Below are 23,431 nucleotides of genomic sequence, written 5' to 3' on the forward strand. Positions count from 1 at the left end.
CGCGGTCGCCCGGATCATGTCGCGCGCCGGTCGAGCGGCCTTGCCGTCCGGTCGGGTCCGACGAGTCAGCGGCGGGAACCCGGGACCGATCGAAGAATGTCGTACCCCGCCGGCACCATCGGGCCATGGCTGCCCCCGCCCTGGCCCCCGATGTCGACCAGCCGCGCGCTCTGCCGCTCCGCGAGGCCCGTACCCGGCTGACCCAGCTTGTCGCCCTGGCCGAGTTGACCGACACCGTCACGGTGATCACCCGCGACGGCGACCCCCGCCCGATCGCCGCGATCGTGCCGGCGCCCGCCGCCCGCACCGTGGCGCGGGCCCGCGCCGACGCCGAACGGCTCAGCACGGTCACGGCGGGATGGGCCCGCCGCCTCGACGAGCTGCACCGGCACAGCGCCCGCCGGCACGCGGCCGAGCTGCGGGCGGTGACCGACGCGCTGGCCGAGGTCTGGGCCGAACTCGACCGCCGGGCGACACCGGGCAGCGATCCGGCCCTGCTCCGGCTGCGTGCGGCCCACGCCGACCTCCTCCGTGACTGACCGGGTCAGCCACGGAGGATCACGGACGAGGTGGTGAAGACGACCACCGGGATGGCCTTGGGTCAGGCGCCGACAGCGAGCCGTCCACCGGGGGAGTGCCCCCGGCCGCCGGTCACCGGCCCTGGAGCGCCTTGACGTTGTCGCCGAAGGTCCAGTTCCGGGAGCCGTCCCAGTTGATCGACCAGGTCATCAAGCCCTTGAGTCCACCCTGGTAGTTGTTCCACGCCTGCGCCACCAGGGCCGGTGGCATGTGACCGCCCCCGGCGCCGACCTGTGCCGGCAGTCCGGGCACCTGCTTGTCGAACGGCACCCGGATCGTGGTGCCCTGGATGACCAGCCCGGCGTTGAGGCAGTTGGTCTGGGCGACGAACCCCTGCACCGTGCCGGCCGCGTACGAGTCCGCGGAGCAGCCGTACATGCTGCCGTTGTAGTACTGCATGTTCAGCCACCAGAGCCGGCCGTTGTCCGCGTACTTCTTGATGATCGGCAGGTAGGAGCCCCAGATCGAGCCGTACGTGACGCTGCCACCGGTGACGTACGCCGTCTCCGGTGCCATCGTGAGCCCGAAGTTCGCCGGCATCTGGGCGAGCACACCGTCGATGATCCGGATCAGGTTCGCCTGTGAGGTGGAGAGCTGGTTGATGTTCCCGCTGCCGGTCAGGCCGGTCTCGATGTCGATGTCGATGCCGTCGAAGTTGTACCGCTTCAGGATCGGCACCACGGTCGCGACGAACCGGTCGGCGATGGCGGACGAGCTGAGGTCGATGCCGGCGGTGGCCCCGCCGATCGACATCAGGATGGTGAGCCCGGCCGCCTTGGCCTGGCACATCTCGGCCGGGGTGGCCACCTTCACGGTGGCGTCCATGCCGTCCTCCCAGAGCACCGTGCCGTCGGAGCGGATCACCGGGAAGGCCGCGTTGATGACGTTGTAGCCGTGGGCGCGGATGCGCGGGTCGGTGATCGGGATCCAGCCGAGCGGCGGGTGCACGCCGTTCACCGCGCCGTCCCAGTTCTCCCAGTAGCCGTGCAGCACCTTGCCCGCCGGTCGTGACTTGACCGCGCAGGTCTCCGGCCCGGTCGGGGGCGTCGTGACCGGGTGCGTCGGCGTCGGTGTACGGGTCGGCGTCGGGGAGGGCGTCGGCGTGCGGGTGGCGGTCGGTGTGGGCGTCGGCGTACGGGTGGGGGTCGGCGTGCTGCCGCCGTCGCAGGCGCCGAGGTCCCGCCAGAGCGAGGGCGCCGCGACCGGGTTCCAGCCGGTTCCCGGGTGCGGGGTGTGTGTCACCAGGGCCTCGTAGAGCCGGCCGTTGTAGGTGACCCGGCTCCCCGCCGGGTAGGTCGTCCCCTCCGCCCACGGTGGGGACGAGCAGACGACGAGCACCACCGGGGTGGAGCCGTCGGGCGGCGCGGCGAGCCCGTTCGGCGCCGCCACCAGTCCGGTCGTGATGGCCGTCGCGGCACCTGCCACCAGGGCGATTACCTCACGTCGAAATCTCATGACACCCACCCCCATCGATGGGCAGGGAGCCTATCAGTTAACTTTGCTAAATGTAACTCTCTCGATGTGCCGCCCGGCCGGACCGACCTCCGGGTGGCGTCCGGGCGGTGCGCCGGGCCGGCGTCCAGACGGCATCACCGAGGAAACGGTGCGTAGTGGTTTGGGGGTACATATACTCATTCGCGGGGTGAGGGCGCGGGAGATCAGCAATCACGGCTCGCACTAGCGGGGGGTGTGCGGATGAGCGACTCCGCTCCGTCCCGGATGCAGGGCAAGACCGCGTGGACCCGCGAGATCACCGCTCCGCTGCGTACCTTCATCCGCACCGAGGCGGGCAGTGCCGGTGTGCTCGTCGCCGCCATCGTCGCGGCGCTGCTCTGGGTCAACCTCGACTCCCGCTCGTACGAGGCGCTGTGGGACACCCGCTTCTCGATCCAACTCGGCTCCTACGACGTCGGCTACAACCTGCGGACCTGGCTCAACAGCGGACTGATGACACTGTTCTTCCTGGTGATCGGCTTGGAAGCGCGCAGGGAGTTCGACCTCGGCGACCTGCGCGACCGGCGGCGTTTCCTGCTGCCCGCCCTCGCCGGAACCATCGGCATGATCATCCCCATCCTGATCTACCTCCTGGTCAACCAGGGTGGACCCGGCGCACACGGCTGGGGCGCGGCGATGTCGACCGACACCGCGCTCGCCCTCGGCCTGCTCGCACTGCTCGGACGGAACGTGCCCGAGCAGGCGCGGATCTTCCTGCTGACGGTCTTCGTGGTCGACGACCTGATCGCCCTGGTCGTGATCGCGATCGTCTACAGCGACGACATCGAGGTACTCCCGCTGGTGCTCGCGGTCGTCTTCTTCGCCGTCCTGCTCGGCCTGCGGACCCTGGGCGTACGCCGGGGTCTGGTCTACCTCCCGTTCTGCGTGGCGCTCTGGGGCGCGCTGATGGCGAGTGGGATCGAGCCGGTGGTGGCCGGGCTGGCGATCGGGCTGACCGCGACTGCGTACTCGCCGGCACGGGGTGCGCTGGAACGCGCGAGCGGCCTGTTCAAGCTCTTCCGCGAGCAGCCGACCGCCGAACTGGCCCGCAGCGCCACAATCGGACTGGCCCGGTCGCTCTCGCCCAACGACCGGCTCCAGCGGCTCTACCACCCCTGGACGAGCTACCTCATCGTCCCGCTGTTCGGCCTGGCCAACGCCGGGCTGGTGATCGACGGCGAGTTCCTCGCCCACGCCTTCCGGTCCCCGATCACCCTCGGCATCCTGCTCGGGTACGTCATCGGCAAGCCGCTCGCGGTGCTCGGGGTCTCCTGGACGCTGGCCCGGGTCACCCACGGCCGGATCCGACCGGCGGTCGGCTGGGCGGCCGTGTTGGGCAGCGGCACCATCGCCGGCATCGGCTTCACCGTGTCACTCCTGATCGCCACCCTCGCCTTCGACGGCCCGCAGCTCGCCGAGGCGAAGGTGGGCGTGCTCGCCGCGGCCGTGCTCGCCTCGGTCGTCACCTGGTCGGTCTACCGGGTCACGGCGGCGTTGCCGAAGGCCCGCAAGGCCCGCGCCCTGCTCGGCGTGGCCGAGAACCAGCTCGTCGACCTGGTCCGACCGGTCGACCCCGACCGTGACCACGTACGCGGCCCGGAGGACGCCTCGGTGACCCTGGTCGAGTACGGCGACTTCCAGTGCCCGTACTGCGGACAGGCCGAACCCGTCGTACGCGAACTGCTCACCGACACCGACCTGCGTTACGTCTGGCGTCACCTGCCGCTGACCGACGTGCATCCGCAGGCGATGCTCGCCGCCCAGGCGTCCGAGGCGGCAGCCGCCCAGGGCGCCTTCTGGGAGATGCACGACCTGCTCCTCGGCCACCAGGACGACCTGGAACTGACCGACCTGCTCCGCTACGCCGACCGGCTCGGCCTGGACCGGGAACGGTTCCGCGAGGACCTGCGGTCGGAGACGTACGCCGGCCGGGTCGAGCGGGACCTCCAGTCAGCCGACCTGAGCGGGGTCTCCGGCACCCCGACCTTCTTCGTCAACGAGCAGCGCCACTACGGCGCGTACGACATCGACACGCTCACCCAGGCGATCAAGATCGCTCGGGCCCGGGCCAGAATCGGCGCCCGCCCGAGCTGACAACGGCGCGGGTCAGGCGGACGAGCCGACCTCGCCCAGGTAGACCCACTCGCCGTTCTCGCGGACGAACTGGCTGCGTTCGTGCAGCGTGTCGAATCGCCCCGACTCCCGGTAGTGCGCCCGGAACTCCACCGCGCCGGTGGTGTCGAACAGACCACCCTGCTCGCTGGCGAGAACTTCGAGGCGGGTCCAGCGCTGGGCGGGATCGAGGGCGAGCCGGGCCGGTCTGGTGCTGGAGTGCCAGCTCCGCAGGAGGTAGGCGGCGTCGCCGACGGCAAACGCGCTGAACCGGGACCGCATGAGCTGCTCGGCCGTCACGGCGGTGGTTTCCCGCCCGTGCAGCCGGCCGCAGCACTCGCCGTACGGCAGGGCGGAGCCGCACGGGCACGGCCCGGCCGCCTGACCTACCGCCTGACCTGCCGATGCTCGACGGGGACCACGCTTGACCATCGGGCCATTCTGGCTCATCCGCGCCGGGCCGGAGCGGCGGGTGGGCGCGGTCCCGGACGATCGGGATTCCAAGCCACAAGATGACCGGTGCTTCATCGGATCTTCATGGGGTTTGACCGATCCTGGGGCAACCGATGCCTCAGTGAGCGGAGTTTAGGGGTTGTGCACGATTTAGGCCCGGCAACTGAAGGTGTGAAGACCGGTCCATCCGACCGGCGTCGAAGGTGGCGTCTCCTCGGTGCGTTGGTCTCGGCGATGCTGCTCATGATCGGTGCGGGCCTGGTCGCCGGGGTTCCCGGCCGGCTGGCCGCATCGACGGTGGTCTGGGCCTCGCCCGGTTGGTCCGCCTGGACACTGCTCGACCGGAACACCCGGGAAATGACCGGATCCACGAACGCGGCCAGCACCAACCGGGTCGAGTTGATGATCGACGTGTGGATCGCCGCCGACGACCTCCGGCGGCTCACCGAACGCGGCTTCACCCCGAACTCCGCCGAACTCGCCGCCCTCTCCACGATGATCCGGGAGAGCGACGACCAGACCGCCCAGACGTTCTACCGACGCAACGGCGAGGACCAGGTCGTCCAGCGGCTGATCGAGGTCTGCGGCCTGACCGAGACGACCATACGCCCAGGATGGTGGTCGCTGACCGAGATGTCGTCGCGCGACGCGGTACGGATGGGCGAGTGCATCGCCGACGGACGCGCTGCCGGTCCGAAGTGGACAAAATGGCTGCTGGACGAGATGCGGCAGATCCCCCGGGAGGAACGGTTCGGGATCGTCGCGGCGCTGCCAGCCGCCGAGCAGGCCGGGGTGGCGATGAAGAACGGCTGGACCCTGCACGTCAACGAGGGACTGTGGGTGGTGAACTGCCTGGCCATCACCGACGACTGGATCCTCTCCGTGCAGGCCCGCTACTACCAGCGGTTCGGTGACATGGCCTACGGCGCGAGGATCTGCGCCGACACCGCCCGCCGGGTCGTCCCCACCGCCGGCGGTGCCCGTTGACCAGTCGAGCCAACCGGATGCTCGTTCGCTCGGCCCGGACCGGCTGGGTCGGGCTGACCTGGACGGCTCGGATGGTTCGGGCAGGGCTGGTCGGGCTCCGGCGGCTGGCCGGTAAACGCTGGCTGCGCTGGAGCGCGGGCGCCGTGATGATGGCACTGCTCGCGGGCGTCGGCGTGGTGGTGGCGTACGTCGCCTCGGTGCCCCTGCCGAAGGAACCCGTCGTGGTCCAGGCGAGCGTGCTCTACTACAACGACGGCAAGACGATCCTCGCCCGGGTCGGGATCTCCGACCGTACCGACGTGACCCTGGACCGGATTCCGCTCGCCGTCCGCCGGGCGGTGCTCGCCGCCGAGGACCGCAGCTACTACGACCACGTCGGCGTCTCGCCCCGAGGGGTGCTCCGGGCCGCCTGGGCGAACCTCTTCGACGGCGCCTCCGAGGGTGCCTCGACCATCACCCAGCAGTACGCCCGCAACGCCTACCTGACCCAGGACGTGACCGCCGAACGCAAGGCCAAGGAATTCGCGCTCGCGCTCAAGCTGGAGCGCGAATACTCAAAGGACGAAATCCTCCAGCGTTACCTCAACACGATCTACTTCGGACGAGGCGCGTACGGCATCCAGGCGGCGGCGTCGGCCTACTTCGGCGTACAGGTCGACCAGCTCACCCTGGAACAGGGCGCGGTGCTCGCCTCCCTGATCAAGGACCCGTGGGGGTTCGACCCGGTGGTCGACCGGGAGAACGCGGAGTACCGGTTCAGGTGGCTGCTCACCTCGATGGAGGCGGTCGGTTGGGCCGGTCCGGGTGCGGCCAAGGCGGCGTACCCGAAGGTCGCCGAGCGCTCGCCGAACCAGCAGGCGTTGAGCGGACCGCTCGGGCTGATCGTCGACGCGGTGGAGAGCGAACTCGTGGCGAAGGGCATCTCCCGTCAGGTGTTGCACGCGGCCGGGCTGCGGGTGGTCACCACGCTCGACGCGACCGCGCAGGCGGCGGCGTTGGACCGGGTGAGCAAGGCACTGATCCAGCAGCCGTTCGGGCTCCAGGCCGCGCTGATCGCCCAGGACCCGGTCAGCGGCGGGGTGCGGGCGTACTACGGCGGTGACCGGGGCAGCGGCTACTTCGACTACGCGCAGGCGCCGCGCCCGGTCGGCGCCACGTTCAAGCCGGTCACCGTCGCCGCCGCGCTGCACTCCGGCATTCCGTACGACACTCGCTGGAACGGCAGCAGCCCACGGATCTTCAAGGACCGGTTCGGTGTGCCTCTCTACAACCCGAACAACCTCCAGTGCCCGAACTGCACCTTCGAGGACGCGCTGGCGCTGTCGTTGAACACGCCGTTCTACGCCGCTGCTCAGAACATCGGGCCGGACAAGGTCCGCAAAATGGCGACCAGCCTCGGCGTCCCCGACAAGTACGGCAACCAGCGCACCATGGTCGACGCGAAGAACGAGCCGGCCGCCGGGCGTACCCGGGCCGACATCGCCCTCGGCCGTTACCCGGTCGCGCCGGTCGACCTGGCCGGCGTCTACGCCACCCTCGCCTCCGGCGGCACCTACAGCGAACGGCACTTTGTAGAGGCGGTGGAGGACAGCGAGGGGCGCCGCCACTACTCGGCCGCGCCTCGCCGCAGCCGCGCGGTGAGCCAGCAGGTCGCCGCCGAAGTCGGTCGGGCCATGGCCACGGCGCTGGACTCCCGGTTCCTGCTAGAAAGGCCGGCGATCCCGACCCCGCCGCTCGGCAAGGCGCCACTGCCGCCGCCGATCGCGGACCGGGGTGCCAACCGCCCGGAGCCGGACCGTCCCGCAGCCGGCATTTCGGGGAGCCAGATCCTCGGCGACGGCCCGGACACCCAGGACGCCTGGATGGCCGGCTACACCGCCCAACTCGCCACCGTCGTCTGGGTCGGCCACACCAACCCCGGACCCGTACGCGACATGGCCGGTAAACCGATCACCGGCGACGGCCTCCCGCAGACCCTCTGGCGTGACTTCCTCACCGACGCGCTCACCGGCCAACCAGCAAACCCGCTCCCGTTAGCGGCAAACTCTGGCGGCCACCGCGTCACCCGCTGATTCCGTAGCAGGACTGCGTGTCACTGGACATGGTTCGTCGGCTTCCGCTATTGCCGATGGGAGTGCGACTGCTCCGCGTGGTCATAACGGCGAACTCACCGATGTCCACTATGCCCGAATCGGTTTAAGTCCTTATATCGGGCAGGCATGGCCACGCCAGGTTGGGGACGTGAGGTGTGCACCAAGTTCTCTGGCTTCCACGCCTTTATGGGGTCGCGGGAAGCGAAGGACGGGGTAGTAACATGCCCTGGTCGCCCTACTGGCGATACGGCTTGAGCAATCTCGGCGTATCTTTCGGTCCGAAGAAGGAGAGGCGGGTATGCAGACGACCTGTGACGAGGTGGTCACAATCATCGGCGAGGCTCTGGGGTGCCGAGTCGGCTTATCCGAGGATGAATACGTCTTTGAGGGTGGGCCCCTCGGATCGTCCTTGCTGCCTGCTAAGAAATCCGCCGTCGAAGCGATTGTCGACGATGTTGGCAACTACCAAGAACTAAATCCGGCATGTGTAACCACGGATAGTAGTTACGAAGTAATGGTGCGTACTGAATCGAGACTTCTCATGACGTCGCGCCTGTTCGATGATGGCATAATCTTGGAGGATGCACAGTCGGGCATCTCCTATGAACTAAATGCAGGTAGCCCTGCATTTATGATTCATCTTATCCTAAGGATGCGAGACCAGGTGGGCCCGCGCTGGCGTCGCAACGTCAGGGTCCCACTCTCACTGAGGGATCGACAACGTCGAGACCCCACAGATGGACTCACGGCATTCCGGTCGGTTATCCGAGTCCGAACACTGCGGCTTACCTCGACAACTAACCGCTCCGCAGCTTCATGGAAGCCGTATGCGGACGCCTTCTTTTTCCATCTTGGATACAACCTGGATGTACCGGTGATGCCCCAAGCGGGAATCGAACATCTCCTCGAACCCTCGAGAATCAGGGGAATGAGGCGTTCGGGTATGGAGGATCTTGACCCACCCCGGCGGCACTACGTGATGGACCTTGTGCATCACTATCAGCTCGGGGTGTCGGCAGACAGTTCGATGCTCAAGTACTTGTCGTACTACCACGTCGCGGAGCATTGGTTCGAGAACATCTTCCAGGACGACTTGGCCGAGCAGGTCCAAAGCATCATCACGTCGCCGGACTTCTCTTATCGACGCAAGCAAGACATTCGGAATTTGATCAAGCGGGTTAGTAAGGCAATCCAAGTAAGGGATGATGAGGTCGTCATCAATGAGCAGACGGCATTGCGGCTAACGCTGGAGCGCTATGTCGACCTGACGCGGCTCCTAGATGATCTTAATGGATTCGATCCGGCTCTGGCTGGAACCTACGCGAGTCGCAGCGTCAGTTTCTCGGGCGGTGACACCTTCGATCTGGCGAGCCAGAACAGGTCGGAGGTGATGGCGGCGCTAAGTCGACGCATATATAAGACCAGGAATTCCTTGGTTCACAGCAAGGAAGGCGCAAAGGGTCGGTTCATTCCGTTCGCGCATGATGCCGAACTATCGATCGAAGTCCCACTGATGCGTTTCGTCGCCGAGCAGATAATCGTATCGACCTCGAAGATGGCCCCATCGAGCAATCCTGGATGATCGTTTGAATCGAGGCACCTTCCGGCGGTCGGTGTGTCCGCGATCGGCTGCTCCTATGCACTGACCTGGGCCTCTACCGCTAGCGCGTCTCGTAACTAACTCGTCACCGCAGCTCATCATACGTCCACTGAACTTCTGCTGCGTCGCCCTGTTCGAGAAGAAGGTCAAGGTTTGGCATTTCGGTGGCCGATGATCCGGAATTGCTTCGCGTGGAAACTGTAATCTCTCGTGAGTAGCACCGGTTCGTGCACGTCGGCCAATTGGTCAGCCGTGATGTCCAGGATAAGTCCATCGCGTTCAAGCCAGGCGTGCGCCTGGAAGGGTTTGTCACGTTGGCTGAATAGTAGATCCATTGGCCCAGTCCTAGATCGAGAAGGAACTGACCTAGAAGCTCGCAGGTGTCGCCACAGGAGCCATGCGGAAAGTCGGAAAGGCCGATCAGTCGAAGGCCGCCTCGTTCAAGCGCGGCACGGAAGCCGGCGGCTGCGGTGCGAACAGCGGCTACATACGGACCGGCGGCGTCGGGATGGCCCACCACAACAAGCTACTTCGTCAGACTTCGGCGGAGCCAGCCCGGTCCGCACTCTTCTGCTGCGATCCGCGCCATCCAGAGTCACGGCAAGTTGAGGCAGCCGGTTCAGACATCTGCCGATTCGAGCTGCCGCCCTTTTGAAGCCCGCCCATGAGTCTGGCAGGGTCGTCGCGGATGTTGGGCTGCCAGTACTCGCTTGTAGCCTGGGGCGGGCTGCGTCGACGCAACAAGCAACATCGAGAAGAAGCAGGGAACGAACCGGTGAGCTCGCACTACGTATGGACTCTGGCGCTCCGTCTTCGACCTGATGCGCCCGAGTCGTTCCTGGCCGAGCTGCGCTTCCACCTCGGGCTGACCGATTGGCTACCCGACGAGCCGGTCCTGCCTTATGACTGGCCGTGCCTGGTCGCCGAGTCCGACGACGCGCTACCCGGCGGTGGTATTCGGTCGTTGGTTGTCCAGCAGCCCTATCTGGAACAGCCGGGCTCACTGGGGCTGCTCGTCCGGACGCTCGTTCTGGATGACGCCATGTACGAGCTGATGCAGTCCGTGCCAGCGTGGCTGGCACCCTGGTCGCTAACTCAGGGCTGGATCGGCGACGCGCGCGAGGAGTTCGACCTACACACGTGGCTCTGCTTCTACGTACAAAGTGGGCACGCGTACGCCGCGCAGCCAGGAAAAACGATTAAGCCGCTGAGCGACGGTGCGCCTGCCTTCGTGTTGCGAGAAACCACAGATTTCCCCGAGCCCACGGACGGAGCCGGGCCATGGTCGCTGGGCACCCGACACACCTAATCCTGGCACGATGAAGGACACTCCGGCTGGAACGGGTGTCGAAACAGCAGGCTACTAACCGAGCTGCCCCGCCCCGTCACCTGTTCAAGGAAAGTTGTTCCGGTGGTGGCGGTAGGTGACCAGGCGGGGCGAGCGTCCCGCCTGGCACACGTCACGCGTCGGTCTTGATGCCCCGGGTGAACGCCATCCAGGCGTCGGCGCTGAACGCCAGCGCTGGCCCGGTCTTGTCCTTGCTGTCGCGCACCTGGGCGGTGTGGCCGACGTACCGAGCTTCGACACACGCGCCGTTGCCACCGCTGCGGGTGCTCTTGCGCCATTGGGAGTCCATGGCGCCCCTCCTCAGTCTTGGTATTGGCTGCCTCGGTTGTCTCTACCATCGCAGTCGACGCGGTCGCGGGCAACGCCGAGGCGCGCAAGCGGACGAAGACGACGGCAGGGCCTTGAAGATCCTCGCCTCCGGTGTACAGGTCGCGCTCAAGCCATGAAGTACGACAACCGGGCCGGCGTTGCTCGCCGGGCGGTGAACGGATCGCCATCGGAGCGATCATCGGCAGCGACGGCGTCAATTGGTGACCGGCACAGGGACCCCGTGGGCGTCGTCGTCAAAGTGCGATTGTCGGCGTAGTGTCGCGCCTGGCCTTCCGAGAGGGCGTGGGAGTCGATCAACGGCAGGGCTAACCACAATCCGTGGTGACCGGCGTTGGGGTTACCACCCTCTCCGACTATCCAGCCACGACGGTGACGCGGTGTGCTCCGTACCCTTCAATGTTGCCATTGGTCCTCATGATCAGGACGACGGGTTCGCCTTCGTGGAGGCCGTACTTCCGGCGCTCCTCGGGATCGGGCATCCGTGCCTGGACCTGGTCGCCCTTGCCGAGGGTGACGACGCTGCGTTGCTGTTCGCCCATGACGAACGTTCCGCGACTCTGCACGACCACGACCAAGCCCTCACTTCGCAGTTCCTGGAGTGCGCGGCGGATCGTGAGTCGACTGAGACCGTACTCCTGCGTCAGGCCCAGTTCGGTGGGCATACGTTGACCAGGTGCAAGCTCGCCTGAACGGATGGCTTGGCGCAGCCGGTCCGCGAGCTGCTTCCACGTGGCGACGTCGGGGTCGAAGTCGTGGTCGCTTGTCACGGCCGCATGTTAGAGGAATACATACTGTGTATGTGTTGTCGACCGAGACGATGCTGGTCAGCGCCATCCGGTTCCCGTGAAGATCGTTACCGTTCACATCGCCTTGTGGGGCCCGGGACCCCAAGGATTGAGCCAACATCGTTGGGTCGTGACCGAGTGTTCCGGTGGCGGTAGGTGTCCAGGCGGGGCGAGCGTCCCGCCTGGCTCACGTCACGCGTCGGTCTTGATGCTCCGGGTGAACGCCGTCCAGGCGTCGGCGGTGAACGCCAGCACCGGGCCGGTCTTGTCCTTGCTGTCGCGCACCTGGGCGGTGTGGTCGAGGTACCGAGCTTCGACACACGCGCCGTTGCTACCGCTGCGGGTGCTCTTGCGCCACTGGGAGTCCATGGCGCCCCTCCTCAATCTTGGTGCTGGGTGTCGCGGACCTTCTTGATCATTGCAGTCGAGTCGGTCGCGGACAATGCCGATGCACGTAAGGCGTTGAAGACCACGGTACAGCGCCGCACGTCCTCGCCTTCGGCGTACAGGTCGCCGGTCAGGCCCTCGATGTAGACCACGCCCGGACTCTCGTTGAACGTCAGGATGTGGAAGCTCGACAGCATCGACGCGTAGGCACCCTCCCGGAACGGGATGACCTGGATGGTGACGTTCCACCGCTTCGACGCGTCGAGCAAGGCCGCGAGCTGTGCGCGCATGACCTCGGGTCCGCCGATCTGGCGATGTAGGACCGCCTCGTCCATCACTGCGAGGAGCCGCAACGTGCCGTCCGTGATGAGCTTCTGACGTTCCATCCGTGCCGCTACGCGTTGCTCGATCGCCTCCGGGGCGGGCTGGAAGGCATCTTCGCTGGTCATGGCACGGGCGTACGCCTCAGTTTGAAGCAGTCCCGGAACGACCAGCGTCTCGAAGTTCTGCAGCTCGTGGGCTGCGGATTCCAGGCCGATGTACTGGCGGTAGGTCGGTGGCAGGTCGCCGTACTTGGCCCACCAGCCGCGTTGCTTGCCGGACCGGGCCATCGTCAACAGCGTCTCACGTAGCTCGGCATCGTCCACGCCGTACTGGTTGAGCAGCGCGGTCAGTGCTGGTCCCTTGATGCCGACACGTCCCTGCTCGATGCGTCGCATCGTGCTCGGCGACACCTCGATGACTTCGGCTGCCTGTTCGGTGGTCACGTCGGCTTCCTCGCGGACTCGCCTGAGCTGCGCGCCGAGCTGGAAGCGAAGGAACGTCGGGCTCTCCATGTTTGACATTGTGCACCTGTCGTGGCGTGTAGGCACCACCACACGCCGTAGAACATGAATGCATGTCCATCATTGACCTGGCAGATTTGCGCGCGCAATATTGACCCGGTGAGCCGCACCACGATCCGGAGTGCGGCGGCCGGTGCTCCGCCATGGCCCGGCCGCCGCGCTCCCCATCCAGGGAGGCGTGATGAACCGGCGCGTGTCGTACGACGAGTACCTGAGCGCTGTCGCGCTGACCCTGGCCCGAAGGCATCGGCCGGTGTGGTCTTGGAGCAAGTGGCGGTACGTGTGCCGGTGCGGCTCTGACCTGCCGTGTCGGGCGCGACACAGGATCCCGATCAATCGGGGTCACTGGCCAGGGGAGGAACAGTGAGCAACCACGGACCCGTCATGCCCATCTGGAACTGTGGTGGGTGTGGCCTGCCCTGGCCCTGCCGTACCCGACAGCAGGAGTTGCGGGCGGTGTACGTCGACGCCCCGGTGTCGTTGTCGCTCTACCTCAGCTCGTACCTCGTGATGGCGATGCAGGATCTCCCGGGCACGCCCGCAGGGGTGTTGCACGCGCGGTTCATGGAGTGGATGCGGGAAGGGCAGCCCAGGGAGGACAACTGGGTGCGCGTCGCTCGGAGGTCGCTCTGACCGCTATCCCGCTCAAAGCTCGCTGTAGTCCAGGAGCCCGTTCTCCAGTACATGCTGACGGAAGCCGCCGGGGCCGAACGGCAGGTAGTACTCACCCTCAAGAAGGTTGTCGGCCAGGACCTCGACCATCACCGTTGTGAGTTTCTGGGCACGGATCGCCTCGCACAGCAGCGGCACGGTCGCCGTGACCCGAAGATTCTTCTCCTCCGCGATTTTGCGCGGTACGGCGTCGTCTATCACCACTTCACACTTGTAGACCTGTCCCATGGCGAGCACCCCGCATTCGCCCAGGTTCTTGTTGCCGACGACCAGCCGGTCGACGTAGTGGGCGAACGCTTCGCCAAAATCGGGGCTAGTCGATCGGTGAACCTGGATCCAGTCGGCCTCCAGCACCGCGCGAACGGCCTGCAGGTGCTCGGTGGCCGCGTTGAGCTCCCGCTCGACGCTGTCAGGTATGTAGACAGGGTGCTCTCCGGCAAGAAACCGCAGGACTCCCAACCATCCATGCATCGCAAAATGTCGCAACGGCCCAGTGTCGAACGCCCAGGCGTCGTCGGGCACCGTCACGAAACAAACTTCCAGATCTCGTCGGGCCGCCGCTGACGGCTGAGGGGCAGATCCGTCTCGTCGAAAGTCCCTTGAAGCAAGTCCAGGGCCCGCTCCCGGCTGATTCGCTCGTCGCGCACGAGCCGCAGCACAGCAAGTGCGAGCGGTCGGGGAACCGACGTCCCTTCCAGTTCCTCAAGGGGTACGTACAGGTTCATCTCAACGAGGTCGGCCTGGGTGGTGCGGTATTTGCGTACCGAAGCCACTGTCTCGCTGTCGGCCAGCCCTAGCTCCTTCAACCGTGTGGCGAGGGTGGCCATGTCAACTCGGAACTCGCTCGCCAGCAAAATCGCCGCAGTACGCTCTCCCGTCCGAGCAACCTTCTCGTGCCACTGCCGTGTGACCGCGGTTGCCGGTACTAGCAGTGCGCGCGCGAAGCGATCGAGACGTGATTCCATCGGGACGGCCTGGTCGAGGTGTTCGGCCACCCGCCAGTCGATCGTGTAGGCGTCTGCGATCAGGTAGTGACCGAGCTCGTGCGCCAGGGCGAGTCGTCTGCGGCCAACCTTCATGTGACTGTTGACGAGACTGACACCCCCTCGACGCAACAAGATTGTCCCGGCGTCGGCGGTGTCCTTGCCGACATCGCGAGAGAATGCCATGAGCCCGACGCGGGCAACTCTGTCGGAGAGCCGGTGGATCGGTTCGTCCGCCGAAAGGGCCATCAATTCGCGCGCCTTCACGGCAAGCGCCTCCGCCTCGGCGTTGGTCGAAGGCTGCGTGATGCCAGCAGGAGGGACTGTGTCAGCGGCATCGAGACCCAACTCGTCGACACCCAGCGAGGCGACGAACTCGACCTCGTTCGCGAGCTTCGCGAGCAGGGCGTCGATCTGCGAGTCGGCGGTGTCCAGGCCCTGGCTGGACCGATGCGCGACAAGTGCTGGGACGGGCTCCTCAAAGAACGTCGACATGCGCACGCCGATCGCGCCGGCAATGTCCGACAGCTCAAGCGCGGTGACCTTGCGAACGCCCGCCTCGATCTTGTTCACCACCGTGCGTTCGAGTCCAACCGCTCGTCCGAGGTCCTCTTGGCTCAGCCCCACACGCTTGCGGGCCTCGCGGATGCGCTCACCCAGCGCCTGTTCGTCGGTGTCGGCCACGTGTGCGATTATCGCACGCCGACGATCGGTGCGCAAAGGATGCGCTGGTAGCGGGCAAAGTGCGGCTGCGGCGGTCGGGCGGCGGGCGCCGGCAAACGGGCTGGGCGGTGATGACGTACGCGGGTATTGTCTTGGGCATGGAGGTCACCCGTCGCAGTGCCGCCGCGACCGCACGAGCTACCAGCTCGTCGGTTGCCGCCGCCTGATCTCCTGATTCTTCGCCGGCGACCGGAAACGGCTCGCCGGCGATTCGTGTGTCAGTAGCACCTTTCCGCCCCTGCGGGCCTTTCCGGTCACAGTGATCCGAGAGGCCGAAGCCATGACCCCCGAACAGATCACCCGTACGTTCGTCGACTTCTTCCGCGAGCGCGGACACGCGCTGGTGCCCGGTACGTCGCTGATCCCGCCCCCCGACGACCCGGTCCTCTTCACCACCTCCGGTATGCACCCGCTGACCCCGTACCTGCTCGGGGAACCTCATCCGCTCGGCAACCGGCTGGTGGACCTTCAGCGGTGTCTGCGCACGACCGATCTGGACGAGGTCGGCGACAGCACCCACCTGACCGTGTTCGAGATGCTCGGGTCGTGGTCGCTCGGTGACTACGACGGTTCGCAGAGCGTGCGTTGGGGCTACCACCTGCTCCGCGACGGCTTCGGGATCGATCCTGGCCGGCTGCACGCCACCGTCTTCGGCGGCGACGACCAGCTCGGGCCCGACCACACCTCGCTCGACGTCTGGCGAGAGCTGGGCGTGCCGGTCGAGCTGAACCGGGAGGAGAACTGGTGGTCCAACGGGCCGACCGGACCCTGCGGCCCCGACTCGGAGATTTTTGTCTGGACCGGGGACGACCCGCCCCAGGGCACCCCGGGCACCGACGACCGGTGGATGGAGGTGTGGAACCACGTCCAGATGCGCTACCGCCGCCACGACGACGGGCACCTGGAGCCGTTGCCCCGGCCCAGCGTCGACACGGGGATGGGGCTGGAGCGGATGGAGATGGTGCTCCGGGGCAACAGCTCCGTCTACCAGGGTGACGGTATGACGCCGTGGGTGGAGACCGTCTCCGGGCTGTGGGAGCTGGACCAGGAGTCGTTGCGCCGGGTCAGCGACCACCTGCGGTCGAGCGTCGTGGTCCTGGGAGATGGTGTACGCCCGTCGAACACCGGCCGGGGTTACGTGCTGCGTCGACTCGTCCGCCGGCTGCTCACCAGCCTCTGGCGGGACGACCCGTCGCGTACGCTGTCGGACCTGCCGTCGGAGCCGTTCGAGCGGACCCTCGACCGGTTCGGGCAGCGGACGACCGAGGTGGGGGAGCTGCGCCGGATTCTCGCCGACGAGGAGGGCCGCTTCCGTGAGCTGCTGCGGCGTGGCCGTCCGGTGGTCGACCGGTGGCGCTCGCGCGGCCCGCTGACCGACCCGGACTACCACTACCTGCACGACACCCACGGCCTGCCCCGCGAGCTGGTCGACGGGCTGCTGGCGGAGGTGGGCCCCGGTCTGTCCGATCGCCCGTAGCGGGTGCCGACGTGCCGAGCCGGACCGATACTGGCGGGTGACATGATCCTCGTCGGCACCTCCGGGTGGCAGTACCGCGACTGGCGCGACCGATTCTATCCGGCCGGGCTGCCGCAACGACGCTGGCTGGAGCATTTTGCCGAGCGGTTCGCCACGGTCGAGGTGAACAACGCCTTTTACCGGCTCCCGGAGCGGGACACCTTCGCGCAGTGGCGCGAGCGTACGCCGGGCGACTTCTGCGTCGCGGTCAAGATGAGCCGCTACCTGACCCACATCAAACGGCTGCGGGAGCCGGCCGAGCCGGTAGCCCGGTTCCTCGACCGGGCCACCGCGCTCGGTGACCGGCTCGGCCCGGTGCTGCTGCAACTGCCGCCGAACCTGCGTGCCGACCCCGGCGCGCTGGACCGGACCCTGGCGCTCTTCCCGACCGGGGTGCGGGTGGCGGTCGAGCCACGGCACCCGTCGTGGTGGACCGACGAGACCCGCGAGGTGCTGCGGCGGCGCGGCGCGGCGCTCTGTTGGGCCGACCGGCGCAGCCGGCCGGTCACCCCGTTGTGGCGGACCGCCGACTTCGGTTACCTGCGCCTGCACGAAGGTCGGGCACATCCGTGGCCACGGTACGGCCGGACCGCACTCGCCTCCTGGCTGGACCGGATCGTCGCGGCCTACGGCGGGTCCGACCCGGTGTACGTCTACTTCAACAACGATCCGGGCGGGGCGGCCCTCGTGGACGCCGTCGCCCTCGCCAGGATCGCCCGTCGACGTGGAGTCGCGGTCAGCCGTACCCCAGGGTGACGGTTGGTGCCGGTCAGCGGCGGCGCAGGGCGACCACGGCGATGTCATCGGTGATCTCGGGCGGGGCGAGTTCGGCGAGGAGCCGGTCACAGAAGCGGTCCAGGTCGTGCTCGACGGTGGCCGCGCTGGCGGCGAGCGCCTCCAGCCGCTGGTCGATGTCGACGTCCCGGCGTTCGACCAGCCCGTCGGTGTAGAGCACGAGGGTGGCGCCGGGCGGCAGGACGAGTTCGAGGTCCTCGGGGCGGTCGGCCCGGATGCCGAGCAGGGGAGCGCGGTATTCGACGAAGGTCGCCGGGCCGGTGCCGAGCAGGAGCGCGGGCGGGTGACCGGCGTTGGCGAGCCGGATCCGGCCGGTGTCGGGTTCGAGGGTCAGCAGGCAGAGCGTCGCGAACTCGTTCGGCAGCAGCGTACGCATGAGGTTGTCGACCTGGGCCACGATGGCGCCGGGCGGGTGACCGGCGACCGCGTAGGCGCGGATCGCGTGCCGCAGCTCGGCCATGATCGTGGCGGCGTGCAGGGAGTGACCGGCCACGTCGCCGATCGCCACCAGCAGCCGACCGTCGATCTCGACGAGTTCGTAGAAGTCGCCGCCGACCTCGGTCTGGGCGCTGGCCGGCTCGTACCGGACCGCGAGGTCGAGCCGGTCGACCCGGGGGAGCCGGCGCGGTAGCAGGCTGCGTTGCAGCGTGACCGCGATCCGGTGCTCCTCGTCGTACGAGCGTTGCGCCTCCACCGCCGCCGCGACGGCCTGCACGAGCTGGGTGAGCACGGCCGGTTCCCCGGCCAGCGCCGACTCCGGCACCGCCACCCGTACGGCGGGACGGTCGTCGCGCAGCCGGGCGGTGGCCACGGCCAGCCGCTCGTCCGCCCGGCCGATGGTCGGCCAACCGGTCGGCGCCTCGGTCCGGGTGGTGGCGCCGACCGGGACGACGGCGGTCTCCGGGCACCAGGCGCCGACGACCACCGGGCCGTCGGGTGCCTGGACCGTGGCGGCCACCTGTTCGCCGTTGGCGTCCTGCGCCGCCACCACCGCCCCGCCGCCGAAGATCCGGGCGGTCCCGGTCGCGGCGGCGGTGAGAAGCTGGGCCAGCGAGTCGGCGGAGTTGACCGCGAGCGTGGTCTCGGCCAGCCGGGCGAGGCGGTCGGCGAGCAGTTCCGCCCGGCGCCTGGCCCGGTAGTAGCGCAGCGCCGCGTGCGTGGTGGCGATCAGCTCGTCCGGCTCGATCGGCTCGACCAGGTACGCGTCCGCACCCCGGGCGAGTCCCTGGGTCCGGTCGGCCACGCTGACCGCGTGCGCCGACACGTGGATCACCGGCCGGGAGGCGTGCCGGGGGTCGGCCTTGATCCGTTCGCTGACCTCGAAGCCGCTCATGTCGCCGAGCCGTACGTCGAGCACGACCAGGTCGACGTCCTCGCGCTCGATCCGGTCCAGCGCTGCCGTGCCGCTGTCGGCCTGGATGACGGTGAAGCCGGCCCGGGTCAGCCAGCTCACCAGCAGGTAACGCTTGGCGGCGCTGTCGTCGACGACGAGGATGGTGGCGGGGGCGTTGACCGTGGTGTCGCCGACCGTCATGACCCGCCCCGCACCGGCAGGTGGACGGTGAACGTACTGCCGACGCCCGGGGTGCTGGTCAGTTGGAGATCACCACCGAGCAGGGTGGCGAGCCGTCGGGCGTAGGGGAGACCGAGGCCGGTGCCGGTGGTGCCGGCCGGTGCCCTGCCCGGCACCTGGTAGAACTCCTCGAAGATCCGTCCGTGCAGCTCGGCCGGGATGCCGATGCCGGTGTCGCTGACCCGCAGCGTCCACCAGTCCCCGTCGCGTTCGGCGGTCATCCGTACCTCGCCGCGCTCGGTGAACTTGAGCCCGTTGTGCAGCAGGTTGCGCAGCACCTGGGTGAGCAGGACCTCGTCGGAGCGGATCAGCGCCGGTGGTTCCGGGTCGACCACAACCAGCTCGACCTCCGGGCGGGTGGCCATCGCCCGTACGGTGCCGCGAAGCTGGCCGAAGAGCGCCGGCAGCTCGATCTCGGCCCAGGTCGGTTCGATCGCCCCCGACTCGGCCTTGCCCAGGTCGAGCAGGTCGTTGACGAGCGCGAGCAGGTCCGCCGCCGAACCCCGGATCAGTTCGGTCTGTTCCCGCTGTTCGGCGCTGAGCGGGTCGGAGGCGGGGTCCATCAGCAGCCGGGTCAACCCGATCACCGCGGTCACCGGGGCCCGCAGTTCGTGGCTGACGTTCGCCAGGAACCGGCTCTTTGCCTCGCTGGCGGCCCGCAACTGTACGGACCGGTCCTCCAACTCGGCGTGCAGCGCCACCACACCCCGGTTGGTCTCGTCGAGTTCCTCGGAGAGCTGGGTGTAGAGGGCGAGCACGCCCCGGTTCGTCTCGGCCAACTCCTCGTTGAGCCGGGCGAGTTCGTCCCGCTGGGCCCGGGTCTGCTCCAGCGCGGCGAGCAGTTGCTCGTTCTGCTCGCCCATCTCCTCCAGCGGGGTACGCGCGACCGAGGTGTCGAGCTTGTCGCGTACCAGGTCGAGCTGGTCCGGGGTGACCGGCTCACCGCCCGCCGGGATGCGTCGGGTCAGCCGGATCGTGGTGGTCGAGTTCCCCCGGGTCACGTCGAAGGTGTCGACGAGTCGCCGGATGGCGAGGGCCGCGCCGAGCCGTTCGCCGGACGTCTCGGCCGACGTGCCGGTGCTCACCTCGATCACCAGCATCGTCGGCGCGTGCCCCAGCGGGACCGAGAACGCCACCTCGGCCCGGTGCGGCGCCGGTACGGTCACCAGCAGGTATCGGCCGATCTCGCTGAGTGCGGTGGCGAGCCGTACCTGGTCCTGGTGTTCGAGTCCGACGGCGGCGGCCACCTCCCGGGCGCGCTGCCGGACCAGGAACACGTCGGACTCGGCGCGCAGCGTCATCCGCAGCAGCCCGTCGCCGTTGCCGGCCTGGTCGCTCACGGTACGGCCTTCGCGACCAGCACGCAGGCGTCGTCGCGACGTACGCCGAAGTCCCGCAGGACGGTGGCGGCGATCACCTGGGGCGAGCGTCGTTGCAGGCCCGGATAGTCGAGCAGCCGCCAGCGGTCGGTCACCCCGTCGCTCTGCATCACCAGGCACGCGCCGTCCGGGAAGGGGTACTCGAACTCGCGTACCGTCCGGCGCTGGTGGCCGACGATCCCCGGCAGTGACACCAGTCCACGTCGTTCGTCGCCGTCCACCACGAGGCCGGCGATGTTGCCGAGCCCGGCGTAGCGGACCAGTCCCCGTTCCGGCACGAGTTCGGCGATGGCGGCGGCGGCGCCCCGGGTGTGGCTCGTCGCCCGGTGCAGGTGTTCGAGGACGGCCGCCGGTGGTCCGGCCGGCGCCCGGTGGAAGGCGTGTACGGCCGCCGTCGAGGCGACCGCCGCCAGTGGCCCGTGCCCGAGACCGTCGCAGACCAGCACCTGCCGTCGCCCGTCGACAACCCGCTCGGCGAAGGCGTCGCCGCAGGACTGTTCGCCGGTCATCGGGATGCGAACGCCGGCCGTCACGGCGGGTCGGGGCAGCGCCTCCGGCCAGACCTGCGCCACGGTGACGGTGCCCCGTCCGGGCAGCGAGTACATGTCGACCCAGTCGGACTGTCGCACGATCGCGCCCAGACCGATGCCGAGCGTGCCGGCGGTCGAGTGCCCGTCGCGGGCCGACAGTGTCACGTCGGCCATGCCGGGTCCGGAGTCCAGCGCCAGCAACTCCACCCCGGCGACGTCGTCGGCCCGCACGGGGCGGATCAGCAGCCGTCCGGCCTCGGCGTGCTTGACGAGGTTGGTGGCGAGTTCGGTCACCACGATCGCCAACGCGTCGGTACGGCCACCGCCGAGCACCAGCCGGCGGGCCAGCAGTTCCGCCGCCCGGCGGGCCGCGCCGACCGTACCCGGGTCCTCCATCCGGAACCAGACCTCGTCGCCGTCGAGCAGGTCGTCGTCCATCAGACCGACCGGGCCCACTTGGTGATGGTGATCCGGGTGCCCCGGCCGGCGCCGGTGTCGATCTCGAACTCGTCGACCAGTCGCCGGGCCCCGCCGAGGCCCAGCCCGAGCCCGCCGCCGGAGGTGTAACCGTCGGTGAGGGCCAAGTCCAGGTCACTGATGCCGGGGCCGTCGTCGGAGAAGGCGATCCGTACGCCCTTGCGTCGGCCACTGTCGACCAGGCCGACCTCGGCACCGCCCCCGCCGCCGTAGACGAGGGTGTTGCGGGCCAGTTCGCTCGCGGCGGTGACCAGCTTGGTCTGGTCGACCAGGGAGAGCTTGACCGCGACCGCGACGGTGCGGACCAGTTGCCGGACCCGGACCACGTCCGCGTCCGAGGTGATCGTCACGACCTGCGGTGCGCTCAGGTCGGGTCCGCCGGTCACGGCGTCGTCGGCGTCGAGCGGTCGTCCGGGCCGAGCCCCTCCGGTAGCGCCCAGACCCCGGCCGGGTCGTCCAGGTCGGGCACGAACGCCGCCGCTTCGCGCCGGGACCGGGCGAGCAGTTCGATTCCCCGTTCGACGTTCAGCGCGGTCCGGATGCCGTCCAGCGACAGGCCGAGTTCGACCAGCGTGATCGCGACCGCCGGGCGCATCCCGACCACCACGGTCTCCGCGTCGAGCACCCGGGCGATCCCGGCGATGGAGGAGAGGGTCCGCCCGACGAACGAGTCGACGATGTCCATCGCGGTGATGTCGATGATCACACCGTGGCAGCCGGTGGTCGAGATCCGGTCGGCCAGGTCCTCCTGGAGCGCCAGGGCCGTCTGGTCCTCCATGTCGACCTGGATCGAGACCAGCAGCATGTCACCGATCTTGAGGACCGGCACCCGCTCCATCAGGCGCTCCGCTGGGGCGGAGTCGCCGTACCGGCGGCCGACCTGCGGTTGGCCTCGATCATCCGGAGCGCGTGGCGCAGCGCGTCGGCGAGGGTGGCCTTGGTGGCGATGTCGCCGAACTCGATCCCGAGCGCGACGATGGTCTGCGCGATCTGGGGACGGATGCCGGAGATGATGCACTCGGCACCCATCAGCCGGGCGGCCACCACGGTCTTGAGGATGTGCTGGGCGACCTGGGTGTCGACCGCGGGCACGCCGGTGATGTCGATGATCGCGTACGGCGATCCGGTGTCGACCAGCGTCTGCAACAGCCGCTCCATCACCACCTGCGCGCGCGCCGAGTCCAGCGTGCCGACCAGCGGGATGGCCACCACGCCGTCCCAGAGCTTCACCACCGGGGTGGCGAGTTCCAGGAGCTGTTCGGCCTGGTCGGCGATCAACTGCTCGCGCGACTTGGTGTACCGCTCGAAGGTGAAGAGTCCGAGCTGGTCGACCACGGTCGACGCGGTCACGAAGGCGGCCAGGGTGTCCCGGTCACCGGACTGTACGTTCAATACGTCGACCAGGGCGTCCTTGAGCGCGAACACACTGACGGCCGTCTCGGTGGCGCTGAAACCCTGTCGGGCCCGGCTGCGGGACAGCTCGGTCAGGGAGGCGCGCAGCGCCGACGATGCCTCGTCACCGAGGTCGAACGGACCCTGGCCGAGAGCCGAGGTCAGCGCGGAGTGCAGTTCGCGTACCTGGTGGCGCAGTTCCGCCTCGGTCAGCCGGCCGCGCAGCGTGGCGCCGACGACCTCGGTCCAGCGTTCGATCAACTGCTCTGCGTGACTATTCAGCAACGCGGCGAGCTGACTGCTCTCGTCGACGGTGATTCCCATGGTTCCTCCCCAGTCACCGGTCGCGGTCGAGGTGGGCAGCGACCAGGCCGTGGG

The 23,431-nt window shown here is 68.3% G+C and carries 23 protein-coding genes; 9 read left to right on the forward strand and 14 right to left on the reverse strand.

All coding sequences use genetic code 11. The annotated features are described in order from the left end of the window. Window positions 1-125: 125 nt before the first annotated feature. Entirely contained in the window at window positions 126-539 is a 414-nt protein-coding gene (locus ACI2K4_RS09755; protein ID WP_404510040.1) for a type II toxin-antitoxin system Phd/YefM family antitoxin, read from the forward strand. A 112-nt stretch (window positions 540-651) separates the two neighbouring features. Here the strand turns inward: ACI2K4_RS09755 and ACI2K4_RS09760 are convergent, their stop codons facing one another. Then, window positions 652-2,034 carry a carbohydrate-binding protein gene (locus ACI2K4_RS09760; RefSeq protein WP_404510041.1) on the reverse strand — a complete coding sequence of 461 codons (1,383 nt, stop codon included), beginning with the start codon at window positions 2,032-2,034 and terminating at the stop codon, window positions 652-654. Window positions 2,035-2,274: 240 nt separating this feature from the next. Here ACI2K4_RS09760 and nhaA point away from each other — a divergent pair, with 240 nt between their 5' ends. Continuing rightward, on the forward strand, window positions 2,275-4,167 hold the full coding sequence (gene nhaA, locus ACI2K4_RS09765; protein WP_404510042.1) for a Na+/H+ antiporter NhaA: 1,893 nt from the start codon (window positions 2,275-2,277) through the stop codon (window positions 4,165-4,167). A gap of 12 nt (window positions 4,168-4,179) precedes the next feature. Here nhaA and ACI2K4_RS09770 read toward each other — a convergent pair whose 3' ends face one another. Continuing rightward, window positions 4,180-4,617: a YchJ family protein gene (locus tag ACI2K4_RS09770; RefSeq protein ID WP_404510043.1), complete on the reverse strand. Its 438-nt coding sequence runs from the start codon at window positions 4,615-4,617 to the stop codon at window positions 4,180-4,182. 255 nt (window positions 4,618-4,872) lie between these two features. Between ACI2K4_RS09770 and ACI2K4_RS09775 the strand changes: the two genes are divergently transcribed. From ACI2K4_RS09775 to ACI2K4_RS09790, 4 genes are all read left to right on the forward strand, one after another. Then, a complete protein-coding gene (locus tag ACI2K4_RS09775; RefSeq protein WP_404510044.1) occupies window positions 4,873-5,625 on the forward strand; it encodes a serine hydrolase in 753 nt (250 codons plus the stop codon). Window positions 5,626-5,642: 17 nt separating this feature from the next. Continuing rightward, on the forward strand, window positions 5,643-7,697 hold the full coding sequence (locus tag ACI2K4_RS09780; RefSeq protein ID WP_404510045.1) for a transglycosylase domain-containing protein: 2,055 nt from the start codon (window positions 5,643-5,645) through the stop codon (window positions 7,695-7,697). A 319-nt stretch (window positions 7,698-8,016) separates the two neighbouring features. Then, complete coding sequence (locus ACI2K4_RS09785; protein WP_404510046.1) at window positions 8,017-9,300, forward strand: hypothetical protein; 1,284 nt, start codon at window positions 8,017-8,019, stop codon at window positions 9,298-9,300. A 793-nt stretch (window positions 9,301-10,093) separates the two neighbouring features. Beyond that, entirely contained in the window at window positions 10,094-10,627 is a 534-nt protein-coding gene (locus ACI2K4_RS09790; RefSeq protein ID WP_404510047.1) for a hypothetical protein, read from the forward strand. Between the two features lie 151 nt (window positions 10,628-10,778). Here the strand turns inward: ACI2K4_RS09790 and ACI2K4_RS09795 are convergent, their stop codons facing one another. The 4 genes from ACI2K4_RS09795 to ACI2K4_RS09810 form a co-directional block, all read right to left on the reverse strand. Then, the gene (locus ACI2K4_RS09795; RefSeq protein WP_404510048.1) at window positions 10,779-10,955 is read right to left on the reverse strand and encodes a DUF397 domain-containing protein; all 177 of its coding nucleotides are present in this window, start codon (window positions 10,953-10,955) and stop codon (window positions 10,779-10,781) included. Window positions 10,956-11,349: 394 nt separating this feature from the next. Next, window positions 11,350-11,763 (reverse strand): GntR family transcriptional regulator, encoded by a 414-nt coding sequence (locus ACI2K4_RS09800; RefSeq protein ID WP_404510049.1) that lies wholly within the window; start codon window positions 11,761-11,763, stop codon window positions 11,350-11,352. A 210-nt stretch (window positions 11,764-11,973) separates the two neighbouring features. Continuing rightward, a complete protein-coding gene (locus ACI2K4_RS09805; protein WP_404510050.1) occupies window positions 11,974-12,150 on the reverse strand; it encodes a DUF397 domain-containing protein in 177 nt (58 codons plus the stop codon). Between the two features lie 11 nt (window positions 12,151-12,161). Continuing rightward, window positions 12,162-13,004, reverse strand: a complete 843-nt coding sequence (locus tag ACI2K4_RS09810; RefSeq protein ID WP_404510051.1) for a helix-turn-helix domain-containing protein — start codon at window positions 13,002-13,004, stop codon at window positions 12,162-12,164. Between the two features lie 393 nt (window positions 13,005-13,397). Here ACI2K4_RS09810 and ACI2K4_RS09815 point away from each other — a divergent pair, with 393 nt between their 5' ends. Beyond that, a complete protein-coding gene (locus ACI2K4_RS09815) occupies window positions 13,398-13,646 on the forward strand; it encodes a hypothetical protein (protein WP_404510052.1) in 249 nt (82 codons plus the stop codon). Between the two features lie 12 nt (window positions 13,647-13,658). Here ACI2K4_RS09815 and ACI2K4_RS09820 read toward each other — a convergent pair whose 3' ends face one another. Continuing rightward, window positions 13,659-14,213 (reverse strand): hypothetical protein, encoded by a 555-nt coding sequence (locus ACI2K4_RS09820; RefSeq protein WP_404510053.1) that lies wholly within the window; start codon window positions 14,211-14,213, stop codon window positions 13,659-13,661. Beyond that, window positions 14,210-15,352, reverse strand: a complete 1,143-nt coding sequence (locus tag ACI2K4_RS09825) for a helix-turn-helix domain-containing protein (RefSeq protein ID WP_404510054.1) — start codon at window positions 15,350-15,352, stop codon at window positions 14,210-14,212. The genes ACI2K4_RS09820 and ACI2K4_RS09825 overlap by 4 nt, the downstream gene beginning before the upstream one ends. Before the next feature lie 319 nt (window positions 15,353-15,671). Here ACI2K4_RS09825 and ACI2K4_RS09830 point away from each other — a divergent pair, with 319 nt between their 5' ends. After that, window positions 15,672-16,868, forward strand: a complete 1,197-nt coding sequence (locus ACI2K4_RS09830; RefSeq protein WP_404510055.1) for an alanine--tRNA ligase-related protein — start codon at window positions 15,672-15,674, stop codon at window positions 16,866-16,868. 42 nt (window positions 16,869-16,910) lie between these two features. Beyond that, entirely contained in the window at window positions 16,911-17,663 is a 753-nt protein-coding gene (locus tag ACI2K4_RS09835) for a DUF72 domain-containing protein (protein WP_404510056.1), read from the forward strand. A 13-nt stretch (window positions 17,664-17,676) separates the two neighbouring features. On the opposite strand, the gene ACI2K4_RS09840 is transcribed toward ACI2K4_RS09835, so the two are convergent. From ACI2K4_RS09840 to ACI2K4_RS09865, 6 genes are read right to left on the reverse strand one after another with little or no spacing between them, the layout of a single operon-like run. After that, window positions 17,677-19,236 carry a SpoIIE family protein phosphatase gene (locus ACI2K4_RS09840; RefSeq protein ID WP_404510057.1) on the reverse strand — a complete coding sequence of 520 codons (1,560 nt, stop codon included), beginning with the start codon at window positions 19,234-19,236 and terminating at the stop codon, window positions 17,677-17,679. Further along, complete coding sequence (locus ACI2K4_RS09845) at window positions 19,233-20,576, reverse strand: sensor histidine kinase (protein ID WP_404510314.1); 1,344 nt, start codon at window positions 20,574-20,576, stop codon at window positions 19,233-19,235. Before ACI2K4_RS09845 ends, ACI2K4_RS09840 begins: the two co-directional genes overlap by 4 nt. A 35-nt stretch (window positions 20,577-20,611) precedes the next feature. After that, entirely contained in the window at window positions 20,612-21,622 is a 1,011-nt protein-coding gene (locus ACI2K4_RS09850; protein ID WP_404510315.1) for a SpoIIE family protein phosphatase, read from the reverse strand. Continuing rightward, the gene (locus tag ACI2K4_RS09855) at window positions 21,622-22,047 is read right to left on the reverse strand and encodes an ATP-binding protein (RefSeq protein WP_404510058.1); all 426 of its coding nucleotides are present in this window, start codon (window positions 22,045-22,047) and stop codon (window positions 21,622-21,624) included. Before ACI2K4_RS09855 ends, ACI2K4_RS09850 begins: the two co-directional genes overlap by 1 nt. Beyond that, entirely contained in the window at window positions 22,044-22,499 is a 456-nt protein-coding gene (locus ACI2K4_RS09860) for an STAS domain-containing protein (protein WP_404510059.1), read from the reverse strand. Before ACI2K4_RS09860 ends, ACI2K4_RS09855 begins: the two co-directional genes overlap by 4 nt. Further along, window positions 22,499-23,377 (reverse strand): STAS domain-containing protein, encoded by an 879-nt coding sequence (locus ACI2K4_RS09865; RefSeq protein ID WP_404510060.1) that lies wholly within the window; start codon window positions 23,375-23,377, stop codon window positions 22,499-22,501. The genes ACI2K4_RS09860 and ACI2K4_RS09865 overlap by 1 nt, the downstream gene beginning before the upstream one ends. Between the last annotated feature and the right edge of the window lie 54 nt (window positions 23,378-23,431).

The organism is Micromonospora sp. NPDC050397 (genome assembly GCF_044901685.1).
Classification (GTDB): domain Bacteria; phylum Actinomycetota; class Actinomycetes; order Mycobacteriales; family Micromonosporaceae; genus Micromonospora_G.

What these genes read in the sequence shown, in the direction of transcription:
- ACI2K4_RS09785 (WP_404510046.1), top strand. Translation starts at nt 8,017, where the DNA reads ATGCAGACGACCTGTGACGAGGTGGTCACAATCATCGGCGAGGCTCTG.
- ACI2K4_RS09770 (WP_404510043.1), bottom strand. Translation starts at nt 4,617, where the DNA reads ATGGTCAAGCGTGGTCCCCGTCGAGCATCGGCAGGTCAGGCGGTAGGT.
- ACI2K4_RS09835 (WP_404510056.1), top strand. Translation starts at nt 16,911, where the DNA reads ATGATCCTCGTCGGCACCTCCGGGTGGCAGTACCGCGACTGGCGCGAC.
- ACI2K4_RS09860 (WP_404510059.1), bottom strand. Translation starts at nt 22,499, where the DNA reads ATGGAGCGGGTGCCGGTCCTCAAGATCGGTGACATGCTGCTGGTCTCG.
- ACI2K4_RS09805 (WP_404510050.1), bottom strand. Translation starts at nt 12,150, where the DNA reads ATGGACTCCCAGTGGCGCAAGAGCACCCGCAGCGGTAGCAACGGCGCG.
- ACI2K4_RS09775 (WP_404510044.1), top strand. Translation starts at nt 4,873, where the DNA reads ATGCTGCTCATGATCGGTGCGGGCCTGGTCGCCGGGGTTCCCGGCCGG.
- ACI2K4_RS09780 (WP_404510045.1), top strand. Translation starts at nt 5,643, where the DNA reads ATGCTCGTTCGCTCGGCCCGGACCGGCTGGGTCGGGCTGACCTGGACG.
- ACI2K4_RS09865 (WP_404510060.1), bottom strand. Translation starts at nt 23,377, where the DNA reads ATGGGAATCACCGTCGACGAGAGCAGTCAGCTCGCCGCGTTGCTGAAT.
- ACI2K4_RS09760 (WP_404510041.1), bottom strand. Translation starts at nt 2,034, where the DNA reads ATGAGATTTCGACGTGAGGTAATCGCCCTGGTGGCAGGTGCCGCGACG.
- ACI2K4_RS09815 (WP_404510052.1), top strand. Translation starts at nt 13,398, where the DNA reads ATGCCCATCTGGAACTGTGGTGGGTGTGGCCTGCCCTGGCCCTGCCGT.
- ACI2K4_RS09840 (WP_404510057.1), bottom strand. Translation starts at nt 19,236, where the DNA reads ATGACGGTCGGCGACACCACGGTCAACGCCCCCGCCACCATCCTCGTC.
- ACI2K4_RS09810 (WP_404510051.1), bottom strand. Translation starts at nt 13,004, where the DNA reads ATGGAGAGCCCGACGTTCCTTCGCTTCCAGCTCGGCGCGCAGCTCAGG.
- ACI2K4_RS09755 (WP_404510040.1), top strand. Translation starts at nt 126, where the DNA reads ATGGCTGCCCCCGCCCTGGCCCCCGATGTCGACCAGCCGCGCGCTCTG.
- ACI2K4_RS09830 (WP_404510055.1), top strand. Translation starts at nt 15,672, where the DNA reads ATGACCCCCGAACAGATCACCCGTACGTTCGTCGACTTCTTCCGCGAG.
- nhaA (WP_404510042.1), top strand. Translation starts at nt 2,275, where the DNA reads ATGAGCGACTCCGCTCCGTCCCGGATGCAGGGCAAGACCGCGTGGACC.
- ACI2K4_RS09850 (WP_404510315.1), bottom strand. Translation starts at nt 21,622, where the DNA reads ATGGACGACGACCTGCTCGACGGCGACGAGGTCTGGTTCCGGATGGAG.
- ACI2K4_RS09845 (WP_404510314.1), bottom strand. Translation starts at nt 20,576, where the DNA reads ATGACGCTGCGCGCCGAGTCCGACGTGTTCCTGGTCCGGCAGCGCGCC.
- ACI2K4_RS09795 (WP_404510048.1), bottom strand. Translation starts at nt 10,955, where the DNA reads ATGGACTCCCAATGGCGCAAGAGCACCCGCAGCGGTGGCAACGGCGCG.